We start from the raw sequence: 15,874 nt of genomic DNA, 5'->3' as shown, positions 1-15,874 counted from the left end.
CCCCTGCCGATGGCCTACACTGAAAGTATAGTTGAGCACCGCTCGGGAGAGAGCCATGAGGTACAGAGAACCCGCGGTTGCCGGGCGTTTTTATCCCGAAAACCCTGGTGATTTAATACAGCAGATCGCCAGTTATTTTGACCAGCCGAGCCATAGCACTATCGTCCCCAAGGCCATCATCGCCCCCCATGCCGGTTATTTCTATTCCGGTGCCATTGCCGCAGCCGCCTATCGCCTGCTTGCCAACAAAAAACCAGCCTATAACAAAGTCTTGCTATTAGGACCGAGCCACTACGTCGGCCTCAGGGGCGCCGCCCTGCCCCGCAGCGACCACTTTATCACCCCCATGGGCGAGATAGCCATCGACCGCGAACTGGTCGAGGCACTGCTCTATCAGCGACTCGCCATAGAATCAGATACCGCCCACCAGCAGGAACATGCGCTGGAGGTCCAGCTCCCCCTGCTGCAATACTGCCTATCAGATTTTAGCCTGATCCCCGTGGTGGTTGGCGACTCTGGCAGTGAGGCGATCAGCAAGTTGATTAAGGCCACCCTGAGCTATGCCCCCGATAGGCCTACGCCTCTGGTCGTCGTCAGCAGCGATCTCAGCCACTACCATCCCTATCCTCTAGCTAATCGCCTCGACCAGGAGACCCGCAGCACAATTCTGGCCCTGGATACCCACCTGACGTCCCAGCAGGCCTGCGGCTGTCATGCCATCAACGGCCTGCTCGACTATGGCAAACAGCAGGGCTGGCAGATCCAATGTGTCAGCCACGCAAATTCGGGCGATATCATGGCGCACAATGAACATCGCGCCCCCAGAGACAACGAAGAGGTCGTCGGCTATGCCAGTTTCGTCCTTTATTGAACTCAGCGCCGGCGACAAGGCCTGCCTGCTGGATCTGGTATGGCTGGTGATCGATTCAGGCCTGGCACAGGGAGGATTGACGCTACCAGAGGCTCCCGAGAGTGAGGCCCTGCTCAACCCCGCTGCCTGTTTCGTCACCCTGCACCAGGGCGGTGAACTCAGGGGCTGTATCGGCCGGGTAGATGCCTGCGAGCCCCTATGGCTGTGCGCCTGCGAAAACGCCTATGGCGCCGCCTTTAAGGATCGCCGCTTCGCCCCGCTGCGAAGTGAAGAGCGCGAGTCGCTCACCTTAGATATCTCTATCCTCTCGCCGCTTACTCCTATGGAAAACCAGGGGGAAGCGGCCTTGCATTCCAGCCTGCGCCCCAACATCGACGGCCTACTCATGGATGACGGCCACCGCCGCGCCCTGTTTCTGCCCTCGGTATGGCAGAGCCTGCCAGATCCCAAGGACTTCGTTTCTGCCCTCAAACAGAAAGGCGGCTGGCCCCAAGATTATTGGCGTGACACCATCACGCTGCATAGGTTTACGACTCAGGTCATTGCATCATGACCTTAGGCGCTGCTTTGGCCAGGTAGCAGTTGGCGTCGGCCGGAGGTTAGCATCTGGCGAATTGCCTATTCGGGAAGGGAGGCACATTGTAATTAATGTGCGAAAAACTCAGTTTTGGCAGTTAACGTCGCGGTCATTGGCTAAGTGGATTTGAAGGTCGCACCTTCATTGTTACCTAACGCCTGCCCGGCGGGGGAATATGGAGACACGCTGTAATTAGTGTCCGAATAATTGAATGCGGGCGCATAGCTTCACAGCCGTTAATTAAGTGAGTTTGAAGGTCGAACCTTCGCTGCAATTTATAGCCTGCGGCTCGCTTATGTGCAGATACATCTGCTACATGCCGTAAATCCATCCATGGAGGCTCGACGATGGCATCCCTGCCATCGACGTCCGCAGATGCATCTACACTCAGTATCTAACGTCTCTTCGATTTAGCGTCTAATTTGTCGATTGGATCGGAGCATTTGGCCGCATTGATATTGGCGGGAGATTTGAAGGTCGTACCTTCATTGTTACCTAACGCCTGCCCGGCGGGGGTTGTGCAGATACTCCAGTGACGCGCCGTGAATACGTCCGTGTAGGCTCTGCGAAATCATCTGACCTCCACGGATGTAGGGAATGCCGAAAAATGTCGGGAACATTTTCGGCCCTGCTTTCGAAGCTTACCGGCGTATCTACACCCGGTATCCAACGTCTCTTCGATTTGGCTTCAATGGTTTTTGATAGAAGAAACCAAGCACTCTTTTGGGCACAGTGAGTGAAGCAAAGCTTCGAGCTTACGAACGAGAGGTATGGATGCCGAACTGGCAGTTAAACAGGGGCATTGTCGGAGCATGTCCCTATACGCTCCACGGCGGCACAGACCTACATGGATGTAGCGAATGCCAAAAAATGTAGGGAACATTTTTGGCCATGCCGCCGAGAGCCAAAAGCGTGCTTACACCCGTATCTACCGTCTCTTCGAGCTGACGGCATTAGTGTGAATATGGACATGAAACACTAGCCGACTTATACCACTAATGGGTTAATTACCAGTCAGTAAGTCGTAATCCAGTAACACACTAATGCAGATCCAACCATCTTTTACGCAGAGAGGCTTGTCGTGCTCTGCCGCCTCCTAGTAAGCAGTTTTTGCACGAAAACAGAGATTGAGCAGCCACGGTTAAGTGATGATTTCCAACGCTAAAATAAAAATAACCTATTCTATATAGACCGCATCGCGCCTTTCCTATTGATTCCCGGGCGCTTGGCATAACGACAAGCTGGAAAATTGCACTATGAATCCTTTCCGCTCGCTTATTCTGTTAATGACTTCTGTGCTGGTATACGTCGGCGGCGCAGTCGCCCAGACGGCCCCCGCACCAGAAAACGGATTGGCATACGATTCGGGTATATCGAACCGAAACTACCCGCATTCGGACTGGGCGTTGATTAATGGCAAGATCTACACGGTGAACCCAGACCAGCCCTGGGCCTCGGCGATTGTGGTCGAGGACAACAAGATCACCTATGTCGGCGATGCGGCAGGCCTCAAGAATCATATCGGTATCACAACCGAGGTCGTGGACCTTGAGGGTAAGATGGTGGTCCCCGGCTTCGTCGAAGGGCATTTTCACGTAGTTGCCGGTGGAATTGTCGCCCAGAGGGTCGACCTGCAAACCGACAACAAGGATGAGGTGTTTGAAAAACTGCGCCAGCATGTGAAGGCCAATCCGGATCTCAAGGTTATTGAGGGATATGGGGTGCGCCTCAGCACGTTCGCGGATGGTTTACCAACCAAGGCTATGTTCGACAAGATAGAATCCAAGCGTCCTATCTATCTTTGGACAGTCGACGGCCACAGTGCCTTTGTGAATTCCAAGGCACTCAAGATTGCTGGCGTAAACAAGAACACACCCGACACGGTTCCCGGCTATTCCTCCTTCGATAGGGATTCGAATGGTGATCCAACGGGCTTCATCATCGAAGTACCCGCGCAGCTGCAGGTACTATCCAAGCTCAGAACATTCGACGCTGATACCGTTCTGGAAGGCGTTAATGATTGGCTGCCAAGGTTCTCGGCAGCAGGCATCACCACGATTTTTGACTATGGCGTGCAAGGTGTAAGCAACGAGGAAGCCTTCGACTGGTTACAGCAGCGCGAGAAAGAAGGGGCGCTTCCTATTCGCTTACAAGGCTCCTTTTATTGGAACGATCCCAAGAGCGATCCTACCCCCCCACTGCTCGAGCTAAAACAGAAGTACAATTCAGAGCTGGTTAAAGTCGATACGCTCAAGATCAACCTCGACGGCGGCGACGAGAAATGGAGTGCGCTCCTAACAGCCCCCTACGCCGACAAGCCGGACATCAAGGCCGAACCTATTATCCCCTACAACATCCTCAACAAGGTGGTACAGGAGGCCGATGCCAAGGGGCTCAATGTCACCTGCCATTGCTTTGGCGATCTTGCCGTACGTAAGCTGCTCGACGCGGTCGAAGGGGCAATTAAGGCCAACCCGGCAAGAGAACGCCACCACACAGTCTCCCATGCCGTGTTAGTGCATCCAGACGACATTCCGCGCTTTGGCCCGCTTAGCGTGACCTACGACACGACAGGTTTTTGGATGAGTCTAGATCCGCTGCTTCAAAGTATTACCACTGAACGTTTTGGCGCAGATCGTGTCCAGACCATGTTTCCGATGAAGCAAATAAGGGAAGCAGGGGGAAACATCTCCATGGGCTCCGACTGGCCTGCATCCGGATACCTTTCCGAATATCGCCCCCTTCTTTCCATCCGCACAGCGGTCACCCGTCAGTTGCCAGGACGCGACGATATTCCGCCCCTTGGCGGTGATGATGCACGAGTTCCCTTAGAGATGGCGATCTACGCGCTGACTCTGGGCGCCGCAACGGGCAGAGGTATGAACGACAAGATAGGATCTCTGGAGGTTGGCAAGATGGCCGACATGGTCGTGCTGGATCAAAATCTGTTCGATATCGATCCGCACGAAATCGACAAAACTAAGGTCCTGTTCACCATCATGAACGGCAAGGTGGTGTACGACGCTATGGGCGCGACGCAGTAATTAAGTCATTCGGCACCAGGATGGGCTGTGAAGCGGGAACAGAAAGCACTCGAATTGTTCTTGAATTTATTAGATAGAGACAGAGAGAGGAAACAACATGAGAATTTTTAAATATTTATTTATGGCCTCGCTGGTCGCGCTTACCACAAACATGTCTATTGCCGCCGAGCCGGCGGATATCGTCTTCACCAACGCCGACATCCGGACGATGGATAAGGCTAATCCACAGGCGCAAGCCGTAGCCATCGCCGATAACAAGATTACCTATGTCGGCGATAATGCAGGTGCCAAAGCTTTCATCGGCAAAGAAACCAGAGTAATCAACGCGCACGGACACCTGATGGTTCCGGGTTTCATCGAAACCCATCTCCACCTGCTGGTCTCGGCTGCGGCAATCTCGGGGGTGATCTCTACCCAGCAGGACAACGCCGATGATGTTGCCCGCAAAGTCGCCGAGTATGCGAAAACACATCCTGGCAAGTCGACAATCTTCGGCACTGGGGTGGCGGCGACGCTGCTGACAAGTGGCAAGGCCACCCGGCAGGTCCTCGACAAGGCCGCGCCGGATCGCGGGGTCGTGCTACTAGATGAAACCAATCACAATGCCTGGGTTAACAGCAAGGCGCTGGAACTTGCCGGCATTACTAAAGATACAAAAGATGTACCCGGTGGAACGTACGCGAAGGACAAGAGCGGTGAATTGACCGGGATTGTCCAGGGCTCGCCAGCGCATATCCCCGTCATCATTGGCGCGAAGGCCGTGGAACCCGAAACCCTGGTCGCCGCGCTGCCTAAAATGCTCGAGATCCTAACCAGCCTGGGTTACACCGGCGCAATCGATATGGGATTCCCGCTCAACACCGAGGCCGGCTACCAAGCGCTCATCGACATGGATAAGGAAGGCAAGCTACCGATACGCGTAAGCCTTGCCTACATGTTCAACACCCAGAAACTGGGGAACAAGGTCCTTGCCAGCATCAAGGAGTTTTCGCAGCGTTACAAGTCCGAGCACGTCTGGCTCGATACGCTGAAGATCATCGGCGATGGCGTGACCGAGAATTACAAGGCATACATGTATGAGCCTTACCTGGACAAAAAAACCAGCGGTGCAATGAATGTCGGCACCGAGTTCACACGTAAAGCGGCAATCAAGGCAGCCGACATGGGTTTCAACGTAACCGTGCATTGTGTCGGTGATCGATGCAACGGCACCATGCTCGATATTTACGAAGAAATCCGGGCTAAAGGAAATAATAAGTCAATACTCAGCACTACCCATTCCTGGTGGGTCCGACCGCAAGATCGGCAGCGCTGGGCCAAGGCCAACGTCATTGCCCAGACGTCAGGAATCTGGATGTTCTACAAACCCCAGTACGTCCCTTCGTTGGGTGAAGAACGCAACAACACGGAGCAATTTCCGGTTCGCGCCTGGCAAGATTCTGGCGCAGTGATCGCACAGGGAACCGATTACCCGGCAACCGAGGGCGGTCTGATGGGGCTCAACCCGTTTAACAATATCTACATGCTGATGACACGCCAGCTTGCACCGCCACTGATCGGCACGGTAGCGAAGAAAGAAAAGCCGCTGCCACCGGTTGACCAGGTGCTGACGATCGATGAAGCCCTGCGCGCCGCCACCGCGAATGGCGCGATAATGTTCGGCAAGTTCGATGAGGTGGGATCGATTACGAAAGGCAAAAAGGCTGACATGATTGTGCTTTCTGACAACCTGTACAAGATTGATGTTGAAGACATCCCCAACACCACAGTGTTGTTGACCATGATGGACGGCAAGATCACCTATGCCGAGCCTTCCATAGCCGCGACCGGCCCGTTGGCGGATCCCAAAATCAAATACAGTTGGCAAGACTGATATCAAGGTGTTTCGAGAGTTAAAGAGTGAACGACATGAGTACTGTTAAACGATAATTTATTACCGCGCTGACCGCGCTCTCCACAAACGTCTCTATTGCGGCCGAGCCAGCGGACTATGTGTTCACCGGCGGCAAGGTCTAGAATTAGTGGGGTCAGAGTAAACATTCTGACAAATACCAATTCCCATAATGATTTTACGGCTAGACCTTCTCACAAGGTCAAATCGAAGAGATAGATAACTTGGTGTAAACATGCTTTTGGCCTTCGAAATCATGGATGATTTCGCAGAGCATCCATGGATGGACTTGCTGCGTGCCAAAAGAATGTTTGCACGAAAGGCCTGCTGCCAAGCAATTGATTAACCATCAGGCTATGGTTTAAAACTCACCATACAAATACCTAAATCAGGTAAACGCTCAACTGAAAAAGTAGAATCTACATGACGTAGCAGGTTCCCCGCCGGACAGGCGATTGATAAACCATGAGGCTATGGTTCAAAACCGCCCATCCAAGTACCTGAATCGGGTAGATGCTTAACCAACAAAATGAAGTAACTCATTCTCTAACCGCGCCAAAAGAGTTGCCTACACATGAGCCCACCGCAGGTGATAGGTTGCCATGAAGGTTCGACCTTCAAACAAACCCAATAAATGCCAATGCAGCCAAACGCTGCAAGCAACAAAAATATTACCCAATTTGTTATTCGACAAATCCCCTCCCCCTCTGGTTTAACAACTCACTTTTAGTGTAAAATCCTCTCTTTCGTCAACGCCTAGCCAGACACGAGCGACATAGAGCCAAATAATGCCTAACGCCTTGTTTTACTTGATGCCACAAGCCAGTTCTGCCGCAACTAATGTTGCCAAGGCGGAGCAAGAGAGTGTCTATCTTTTCGCCTGCCGACTCGCCGAGCAGGCGTATCGTGGTCAACAGCTGGTGTATATCCACTGCAACGACCAGCAGCAGGCCTATGAAGTTGACGAAATTTTATGGCAATTTGAACCCAGCGCATTTGTGCCCCATAACCTCAAGGGCGAAGGGCCGACGGGTGGCGCGCCGGTGGAGATAGGCTTCGATAAATTGGGCCCAAATAAAAATCGTCACCTTCTGATTAATCTTGCAGACCAAGCGCCGCAATTTGCGGTAAACTTTGGCCAGATTATCGACTTCGTTGCCAACGATGCTGCCATGAAAGCGACCGCGCGCGATCGTTATCGCCAGTATCGCGAGTTAGGGATCCCCCTGACGACCCAACAACCAAATTAATTAGTTTGAGAAGCACACGCTCCTATGGAAAAGACATACAACCCACAGTCAATCGAACAGGCTCTGTACCAGAACTGGGAAGAGAAAGGATACTTTAAGCCCCACGGCGATGAGTCGAACGGCAATTACTGCATCATGATCCCGCCGCCAAACGTGACCGGTAGCCTGCACATGGGTCATGCCTTCCAAGACACCATCATGGATACCCTGATCCGTTACCAACGCATGAAGGGCAAGAACACCCTGTGGCAGGTAGGTACCGACCACGCGGGTATCGCCACCCAGATGTTGGTGGAGCGCAAGGTTGAGGCCGAAGAGGGCAAGAGCCGTCACGACCTGGGCCGTGAGACCTTTATCGACCGTATCTGGGACTGGAAAAACCAATCTGGTGGCACCATCACCAAGCAGCTGCGCCGCCTAGGTGCCTCGGTCGATTGGGATCGCGAGCGTTTCACCATGGACGAAGGCATGTCTGCCGCGGTACAAGAGGTGTTTGTGCGCCTGTACAACGACGACCTCATCTACCGTGGTAAGCGCCTGGTTAACTGGGATCCTAAGCTACACACAGCTATCTCAGATCTCGAAGTCGAGAACAAAGAGAAGCAGGGCAGCATGTGGCACTTCCGCTACCCGCTGGCCGACGGCGCACTGACCGCCGACGGTAAAGACTATCTTGAAGTGGCTACCACGCGTCCAGAAACCATGCTGGGCGACAGCGCGGTTGCGGTGCACCCAGACGATGAGCGCTATCAGTCGCTGATCGGCAAGTTCATCCTGCTGCCAATCGTTAACCGTCGTATCCCTATCGTCGCCGACGACTATGTGGACATGGAGTTCGGTACCGGCTGTGTGAAGATCACCCCGGCGCACGACTTCAACGACTATGAGGTAGGTAAGCGTCACAACCTGCCCATGTTCAACATTCTGACCATAGACGCGGCCATCCGCAGCCAAGCAGAGGTGGTTAACTCAGATGGCACCGCCAACGACGCGCTAGACGGTAGCCTGCCAGAGCGCTTCGCCGGCATGGACCGTTTCAAGGCCCGTACCGCCATCGTCGAAGAGTTCGAGTCACTCGGCCTGCTTGGCAAGATTGACCCACACGCCCTCAAGGTGCCTTACGGCGACCGCTCTGGCGTAGTGATCGAGCCCCTGCTGACAGACCAATGGTATGTGGCCGTGGCCCCTATGGCCAAGACCGCCATCGAAGCGGTTGAGAATGGCGACATCAAGTTTGTGCCGCAGCAATATGAGAACATGTACTTCTCTTGGATGCGCGACATTCAAGACTGGTGTATCTCGCGTCAGCTGTGGTGGGGTCACCGTATCCCAGCCTGGTACGACGAGGCCGGTAAGGTGTATGTGGGCCGCGACGAGGCCGAAGTGCGCGCCAAGCATAACCTAGACGACGCTGTCGTGCTGCGCCAAGACCCAGACGTACTGGATACCTGGTTCAGCTCGGCGCTGTGGACCTTCTCAACCCTAGGCTGGCCAGACGATACCGAGGCGCTCAAGACCTTCCACCCGACCGATGTGTTGGTGACAGGTTTCGACATCATCTTCTTCTGGGTGGCGCGCATGATCATGATGACCATGCACTTCATCAAAGACGAAGACGGCAAGCCGCAGGTGCCGTTCAAGACAGTTTATGTGACTGGTCTTATCCGTGACGAGCAGGGCAACAAGATGTCCAAGTCTAAGGGTAACGTACTGGATCCGCTGGATATGATCGACGGTATCGATCTCGAAGCCCTAGTCGAGAAGCGCACCGGCAACATGATGCAGCCTCAGCTGGCCGCTAAGATCGAGAAGAGCACACGTAAAGAGTTTGCCGACGGCATCGAAGCCCACGGCACCGACGCCCTGCGTTTCACCCTGGCAGCCATGGCCTCTACCGGCCGTGACATCAACTGGGACATGAAGCGTCTGGACGGTTACCGCAGCTTCTGTAACAAGATCTGGAACGCATCGCGCTATGTGTTGATGAACACAGAAGAGCAAGATTGTGGCCCGCAATCGCCAAACGGAAAAGCTGACGGCGAGATGCAGCTGTCACTGGCGGATCGCTGGATCGTCGGCCTGTTTAACCAGACGGTTAAGGCTTTCGATGAGCACATGGAAAACTACCGTTTCGACCTGGCGGCCAACACCCTATACGAGTTCACCTGGAACCAGTTCTGTGACTGGTACCTGGAGCTGACCAAGCCGGTACTGCAAAACGGCACCGAGGCCGAGCAGCGCGGTACCCGTCACACCCTAGTGACAGTACTGGAAGCCATGCAACGTCTGCTGCATCCTATGATGCCATACCTGACAGAGACCATCTGGCAGCGCGTTAAGCCGCTGGCAGGCGTCGAGGGTGACACCCTGATGCTAGCCGAGTTCCCTGTATATCAGGCGGACAAGGTAGATGAAGCCGCCATGGCGGATCTTGAGTGGGTCAAGCAGGTGATCGTTGCCGTGCGTAACATCCGCGCCGAGCTGAATATCGCCCCAAGCAAGCCGCTAAATGCCCTGCTACGCAGCGTCAGCGCACAAGACAAGGCTCGCGTCGAAGCTAACCAGACCTTCTTCGCCACCCTAGCCAAGCTGGAATCTATGACGATTCTGGCCGACGGTGAAACCGCGCCTATGTCGACCACTCAGTTGGTTGGCGAGATGGAGCTGTTGATCCCTATGGCAGGCCTTATCGATGTGGCCGCCGAGATGGCCCGTATCGATAAGCAACTTGAGAAACTGATTGGTGAAGCCAAGCGTATCGAAGGCAAGCTCAATAACCAGGGCTTCGTGGCCAAGGCGCCGGAAGCGGTTATCGAGAAGGAGCGCGCCAAGCTGGCCGAGTTCCAGCGCGATATGGACAAGCTAGGCGAGCAGAAAGCCGAGCTGGCTAAGCTGGAAGGCTAATCCGGCTTAAGGCACTAAAAAGGCAGTCAATTGACTGCCTTTTTTCTTACCCGCGATTTTCTTCCAGGCAGTTTAACGCCTCAAACACCTACCTCAGCCAAATAGTTACCTCAGCTACACCTTATAGTGGGCGATATCCGCCTCCATGGATTCTGCCAGCCTGGCCAGATCTTCGGTGGCATCGCTGCTTTGTCTCGCGCCCTCGGCGGTCTGATCCGAGATCTCGCTGATGTTGGTGATATTGATGTTAATCTCCTCGGTGACCGAGCTCTGCTCCTCCGAGGCGGTGGCTATCTGGGCGTTGAGGGCGTTGATCTCCTCTATGCTGTTTAAGATCTGCTGCAGGGCATCGCGCACCATAAGCGACTTATCCACGCTGAGTTTCACCTGCTCTGTACCGCTCTGCATCATCTGCATCGAGTCCCGCGCCCCCTGTTGCAGGCGCTGGATCATCTTCTGGATCTCCTCGGTGGAGTCCTGAGTGCGTTTCGCCAATGAGCGCACCTCGTCGGCCACCACCGCAAAGCCCCTGCCCTGCTCGCCCGCCCGCGCCGCTTCGATGGCCGCGTTGAGCGCCAGCAGGTTGGTCTGCTCGGAGATCGCCTGAATGACATCCACCACAGTGCCTATCTCATTGGAATGCTGGGCTAGTAGTGTCATCGCCTCGCTGGCTCGGCTCAGCTCCTGCGCCAGCGCCTCAATCACGGCGATACTCTCATCCACCACGCCCTGGGCACCGTGGGCGGCGCCGTTGGCATCCTGGGAGGCGGTAGCGGCCGAGGCAGCGCTCTGGGCCACCTCACGCACAGTGGCGGTAAACTCATGGATGGCGGTGGCGATCAGCTGGGTCTGCTGCTGTTGATCCAGCACGTTGCGCTGGGTCTGAGTCGATACCACGGCATTCTCTTCCGCCGCGCTGGCCAGGCGTGAGGTCGAGGCGTGGGTGTTGGTCACCGCCTGCTGGAAATCGCTTGCGATGCGATTCACATGCTCGGCGATATGGGCAAATTCATCGTGGCCGCCGAGGCGAATACGCTTGGTGAGATCGCCGGCGGCGATATCCACCGCCGTCTCTTCCAGCTGCACCACAGACAGGCTCACCCGGCGAATGATAAATACCGAACTGACACTGATGGCAAGCATGGCGACACCAGAGAAGATGGCCACCAGCCAGATGTAGAGGGAGACGGTCTCCTGTGAGGCCTGATAGCTAGTCTTAGCCTCGGCGATCTGCATATCCAGGAAGGCCTGGGCCTGGTCGGTGATATCCTTAAACAGGGGGTTGATCTTCTCGAGCAGCAACTGATTGGAGCGTTTGTATTCCCCCTGACTCAAGGCCTGGATGGCGGGATTAAAGCCCTCCTGAGTCACCTTGTCCAAAAGCGACACCAGGCGATTGACCTCGGCGCGCTCATCATCGGCAAGATCCGACGCCAAGATCTGATTATCTATGATGTCGTGCAGCGTCTTAATCGAGGCGCGGCTGGCATCGATGTGGAAGCTCAGGGGGTGATTGTGCATGTCGGCAAAGGCATTGGCGGGATCATGCTGAAAGCCGAGCAGCAATCCGCTGCGGGCCTTCTCTAGCTCGTTGAGCACCTTGCCGGCCCGGATGCTGTGCTGCATCCCCTGACCGTAGAGATCCCCTATGGCATATCCCGCATCCAACATGCCGGTGATCCCCTTATAGCCGAGGAAGATGAAGGCGAAGATGATTAAGAAGATATTGAGTTTTAATTGAAATCTTACCGATTTGATCCGCTCCATCAAGCCTGCTCCCTGGGTGGACGCTGCCGTCATCTCTTGTGCCTCCTGGCGTTTGTGTTCAGACATAATCGCTTCCTTTTATTGCCAATTCATTGCACCTAGGCCAGGCGGCATCACGACTGCTAAAGCCATGGCACCTAAATTCACAGGCCTGATTTAGGCCACCCAAAATTGAACCCCAGACTTACGCCGGATGAATCAGGCAAAGATAGTTAACTTAATAATACTTAAACTAATAACCCTTATTGCCGCAGAGTGCCAGCAGATACCTTTACCTAATTAGTGGTAGATCACATTTGCCCCATCTTTTTGGCCAATCTGCACACTTACGTCTGACTTTCGCCCCACTTATGCAGCAGGGTATAAACAGAAAACGATGGCGGGAAACGGGTATAGCTTTAGCTACTCGGTTGGTATCGCGTTCGCCTTGCTTGCGCTTTTTTCACCTTGGCGTCAAAAAATTGCAGACGTCAAAATATCGACTTAACCATTGTTTTTATTGAATAATTTTTCATTTTCATTTGATTTCGGCGACGTTTGCTATCAGAATGTCGCAAATTGAAAATGAGGTGTAACAATGAAACCATGGATACTCCCCGTCGCAATAGCCCTAGGGCTGACGGCCTGCGGCGGTTCAGAGGATAGCAACACGGATGCGGGTAACGGCGGCGCAGTCACGCCCCCCTTGGCCCAGGCCCCGAGTGTCGAGCTCGGCCCGGATCAACAAACCTGGAATCATGAAACCCTCTCCCTCAAGGCGAGCGTCACCCTGTTTAATCCGGGCACGGCCAGCTACCAGTGGCAGCAGACCAGTGGGCCGAGCGTCAAACTCGGCGGCCTAAGCAGCGACACCCTCACCCTGGATGCCAGTGACCTGCTGCAAGATGAAGATATTGCCCTCTCCCTCAAGGTCACGGACGCTGCCGGCCTAAGCAGTGAGGATAGCCTCACCCTCAAGCTCAAGGACAAGATAAGCGCCGCCAGCCAGAGCGGCGATGCCAGTCTCATCGAGGGCCTTGAGCCTAAGGTGATCGCCCGCGGCCTCAAGCTCATTCAAGACTATCGCGGCGCCCAGAAGAGCTTCTTAAACACCATCTATCAGGCAGACAGGGTCAGCTACGATTCGGGTCAACACTCGCAGATGATCCAGATGCCGCTAGCCAGTAAGGGCTTCCCCCTCAATCAGAGTTTCGAGCTGGTTAGGGGCAATCAGGGGCGCCTGTTTGCCGCAGCGAGCGACCTAAGTGGTCAGCGCAACGCCGCCTTCGGCACAGATATCATCTCTAGCATGCAGGGCGGCAACAACTTGGGCTTCGAGCCTAGCATGATGCGTCTACTCTCCTGGCTGACGGGTGAGGCGCAAGCAAACCTGGCGGCGACCAAGCAGGTGCGCCTGTTCCTCATCAGCGACTGGAGTAAGAGCCGAGTGACCGACTGGCTCACCAGTCACTACCCCAACTGGCAGGTGAGCCGCTGTGATGTTGCCAGTGAGCTGGCAAGCTGCCTGGGCGAGGCCGAGCTGGTGATCACAGGTTCCATCGAGGCGTTCGATGAAACCGAGGTGGCGGCAAGACTCGATGCGCTACAGCAGGCCAAGATCCCGCTGCTCTATCTGCACATGCACGCCTGGAACAGCGTGCCGCTAACCCAAACCGTGCTGGGGGCCATGGGCTTTGCCATGCAGGGCCCGGGCGGCCCCGGCAACTACTTCAGCCCAGATAAGGCGGATTGGAGCGACTATCTCGCCATGCAGGCGGCTAATCCGGCGCTGAGCCAGGAAGCCCTCTGGCTTGAACTGCTAAAGAGCGAAAAGCCAAGCTTTAACCTGGCCAACTGCGCGGACACCTGCGACAGCCAATTTAGCGAGGAGTACCGCAGCGCCCTGGCGCATGTTCGCAGCAGCATCAACCGCCTGGACACGGAGAAGACGGCCATCTTCGACAGCCCAGAGTATCAGCTATACAAGTACCTGATCTTGCTTGGCGATCGTTACCGCAGCGAGATTGACTACCCCATGGATGTCAGCACCACGGCGCCGATGAGCTACCTTAAGGCGCTCTTTGCCGACAGCAGCGTATACAACAGCCGCCGCATCAATCCTGTACCTGCAGATCTGGGTAACTTCAGCCGCACCGACTTCTCCCATGTGACGCCGGTGGATAAGACCGTCGCGCTAAGCAGCAAGGCGCCGTTTCGCGCCGCAGGCGTCTACGCCCTGCCGGGACAGACCTTTAGCGTGAAACGCACAGACAACAGCCAGGTAGAGACCAAGGTGTTTATCAATACCCAACGCTCAGGCTCTACCCAGGAATATGCCAGCAAGGGCTATAACCGCCCCAAGTATCTGCAATCGCCAGCCATAGCGATAAAACCGGGGGAAACTATCACTCTCACCTCCCCCTATGGCGGCCCGGTGCAGATAAGATTTAACGCCAACGACCTGCCGGTAGAATTTACCTTTAGCCATGTGGGGCTACACCCCTTCTGGCGCAGTGACAAGGACGATCAGGCCTTCATCCAGGGACTCGCCAAGGGCGACTACGACTGGGCCGAGCTGGCGACCGAGCACTTCGAGGTGCACTCACGGCTCAATAAGATGCAAGAGACCATGAGCCACGAGCCCAGATGGGACACGCCGCAGAAGATGAGCGAGGCTATCAGCACCTTTGTCCACAACTACCCGCACCTGCTGGCAGGCTTTAAGGGGCCGGGGATCGACAGCGTCGATGAGATAACCAACTTTGCCGCCAGTAAGGGCTGGCAGCTGGATCAACTCGACATGGTCAAACATATGAACGCCGACCAACCCACCTGTGGGTCGGGCTGCTCGGGCAACCCTTACGACGCCTCCTGGTCATTCAGCCCAACCGGCCATGGCGACATCCACGAGCTGGGCCACGGCCTGGAGCGGGGACGTCTGAGATTCGACGGTCACGAAGGGCACGCCTCCACCAACCCTTACTCCTATTACACTAAGTCCCGCGCCTATCTGGAAACCGGCAAGCTGCCCGAGTGCCAGGGCCTGTCGATTCAGGATGAGTTCGATGTGCTGCAGGCCAGTCAGCGCCAGGCCGATCCCTTCGCCTATGTGCAGGCGGCTAAGCTCACCAGCTGGTCGAGCGGCATGGCCACCATGCTACAGACCATGATTGCTGCTCAGAAACAGGGCGCGCTGCAAAACGGCTGGCATCTGCTGGCGAGGCTACACATATTGCTGCGCGAATTCGAGCGCGCCCAGGCCGACGAGGCCAGCTGGCTGGCCAAGCGCGACCAACTGGGCTTTGGCAGTTTCGACCTTGCATCGGCCAAGGCGCTAAGCAACAACGACTTTCTGATGATCGCCATGAGCTTCTCTACCGGGCTCGACTATCGCGACTTCTATCAGATGTGGGGACTGGCCACCTCGGATGCCGCCAAGGCCCAGGTCGCCAGCTTCGCCTACCCAGCGGTGCCGAAGAGCATCTATGTCTACGCGCCTGGGGATTACTGTTATGGCCTGGATCTGCAAGCGGTTGCCGTCGATGGCGAGCAGGCCTGGCCACTCTAGCCTTGTTAAACGAAACATAACCA

At 55.3% G+C, this 15,874-nt stretch carries 8 protein-coding genes; 7 read left to right on the top strand and 1 reads right to left on the bottom strand.

Going from position 1 to position 15,874, the window contains the following annotated elements; translation table 11 throughout:
- Positions 1-55 precede the first annotated feature (55 nt).
- The 6 genes from amrB to K0J45_RS04695 all read left to right on the top strand — a co-directional run bounded on the left by amrB (position 56) and on the right by K0J45_RS04695 (position 10,537).
- Positions 56-871, top strand: coding sequence for an AmmeMemoRadiSam system protein B (gene amrB, locus K0J45_RS04720; RefSeq protein WP_220044472.1), 816 nt, complete (start codon positions 56-58; stop codon positions 869-871).
- On the top strand, positions 849-1,424 hold the full coding sequence (gene amrA / locus K0J45_RS04715) for an AmmeMemoRadiSam system protein A (protein WP_220044470.1): 576 nt from the start codon (positions 849-851) through the stop codon (positions 1,422-1,424). The genes amrB and amrA overlap by 23 nt, the downstream gene beginning before the upstream one ends.
- Positions 1,425-2,704: 1,280 nt before the next feature.
- Positions 2,705-4,492, top strand: coding sequence for an amidohydrolase (locus K0J45_RS04710; RefSeq protein WP_220044468.1), 1,788 nt, complete (start codon positions 2,705-2,707; stop codon positions 4,490-4,492).
- A 97-nt stretch (positions 4,493-4,589) separates the two neighbouring features.
- Positions 4,590-6,365 carry an amidohydrolase gene (locus tag K0J45_RS04705; RefSeq protein WP_220044467.1) on the top strand — a complete coding sequence of 592 codons (1,776 nt, stop codon included), beginning with the start codon at positions 4,590-4,592 and terminating at the stop codon, positions 6,363-6,365.
- A gap of 806 nt (positions 6,366-7,171) precedes the next feature.
- Complete coding sequence (locus K0J45_RS04700; RefSeq protein ID WP_011864729.1) at positions 7,172-7,633, top strand: DNA polymerase III subunit chi; 462 nt, start codon at positions 7,172-7,174, stop codon at positions 7,631-7,633.
- A 24-nt stretch (positions 7,634-7,657) separates the two neighbouring features.
- Entirely contained in the window at positions 7,658-10,537 is a 2,880-nt protein-coding gene (locus K0J45_RS04695; RefSeq protein WP_220044465.1) for a valine--tRNA ligase, read from the top strand.
- Positions 10,538-10,651: 114 nt separating this feature from the next.
- Here the strand turns inward: K0J45_RS04695 and K0J45_RS04690 are convergent, their stop codons facing one another.
- A complete protein-coding gene (locus tag K0J45_RS04690) occupies positions 10,652-12,370 on the bottom strand; it encodes a methyl-accepting chemotaxis protein (RefSeq protein ID WP_220044464.1) in 1,719 nt (572 codons plus the stop codon).
- A gap of 511 nt (positions 12,371-12,881) precedes the next feature.
- Between K0J45_RS04690 and K0J45_RS04685 the strand changes: the two genes are divergently transcribed.
- Positions 12,882-15,851 carry an ImpA family metalloprotease gene (locus tag K0J45_RS04685; RefSeq protein WP_220044463.1) on the top strand — a complete coding sequence of 990 codons (2,970 nt, stop codon included), beginning with the start codon at positions 12,882-12,884 and terminating at the stop codon, positions 15,849-15,851.
- The last annotated feature ends 23 nt before the right edge of the window (positions 15,852-15,874 follow it).

The organism is Shewanella alkalitolerans, from assembly GCF_019457575.1.
Classification (GTDB): Bacteria; Pseudomonadota; Gammaproteobacteria; order Enterobacterales; family Shewanellaceae; genus Shewanella; species Shewanella loihica.
Note: the sequence above shows the minus strand (reverse complement) of the source record. Positions and strands in the feature narration are given on the sequence as shown.

Coding starts and splice junctions, on each gene's coding strand:
- amrA (WP_220044470.1), top strand. CDS start 849: ATGCCAGTTTCGTCCTTTATTGAACTCAGCGCCGGCGACAAGGCCTGC.
- K0J45_RS04705 (WP_220044467.1), top strand. CDS start 4,590: ATGAGAATTTTTAAATATTTATTTATGGCCTCGCTGGTCGCGCTTACC.
- K0J45_RS04690 (WP_220044464.1), bottom strand. CDS start 12,370: ATGTCTGAACACAAACGCCAGGAGGCACAAGAGATGACGGCAGCGTCC.
- amrB (WP_220044472.1), top strand. CDS start 56: ATGAGGTACAGAGAACCCGCGGTTGCCGGGCGTTTTTATCCCGAAAAC.
- K0J45_RS04710 (WP_220044468.1), top strand. CDS start 2,705: ATGAATCCTTTCCGCTCGCTTATTCTGTTAATGACTTCTGTGCTGGTA.
- K0J45_RS04700 (WP_011864729.1), top strand. CDS start 7,172: ATGCCTAACGCCTTGTTTTACTTGATGCCACAAGCCAGTTCTGCCGCA.
- K0J45_RS04685 (WP_220044463.1), top strand. CDS start 12,882: ATGAAACCATGGATACTCCCCGTCGCAATAGCCCTAGGGCTGACGGCC.
- K0J45_RS04695 (WP_220044465.1), top strand. CDS start 7,658: ATGGAAAAGACATACAACCCACAGTCAATCGAACAGGCTCTGTACCAG.